Raw genomic sequence first — 589 nt, forward strand, 5'->3', positions numbered from 1 at the left:
GAGCACGGGGCGCGCGGCCTCCGTCGCGTAGCCCTGGCCCCAGGCATGGCGGTTCAGCCGCCAGCCGATCTCGATGTCGGGTCCGATCGTGTCGTAGGGGATCAGCATCACCCAGCCGAGAAACTGCTTCGGCGCGGTCTTGGCAAAGATCGACCAGTAGCCGAGACCTTCGCCGAAATCGCTTTCCATGCGGTTGATGACGAAGCGCCTGTGCGCGTCCGGATCGGCCCAGGGGCCGGGAATATAGCGCGTCACCTCGGGGTCGCGGTCCATCGCCATACAGTCATCGAGGTCGGCCAGCGTCCGCGGACGCAAAATGAGACGGTCGGTGACGAATATCTGCTGCAAGCGCTTCTCCCGTTGCATGCGGTTCCGTTCTGAAACGCAATCATAGCGCCGGGAGTTGCAAACGATAGTCTCAGTTTTCGTCTTTTGGCTTCACAATCCACGTGAAGGCGGCACCGGCGGCAAGCAGGACACAGGTTCCCAGGAACACCGAGGGCATGCCGATATGGCCGCCAACGAAACCGCCGAGCACCGGCCCGGCCACCTGGCCGACATATTGCGATGAGACCGAGAGGCCGAGAAT

At 62.6% G+C, this 589-nt stretch carries 1 protein-coding gene; it reads right to left on the reverse strand.

The annotated features are described in order from the left end of the window. Positions 1-366, reverse strand: a 366-nt coding sequence (locus AC1DIX_RS27565; protein ID WP_477328506.1) for a GNAT family N-acetyltransferase, incomplete at its 3' end; no start/stop codon positions are given. Between the last annotated feature and the right edge of the window lie 223 nt (positions 367-589).

The organism is Massilia sp. 05N420, from assembly GCF_056397205.1.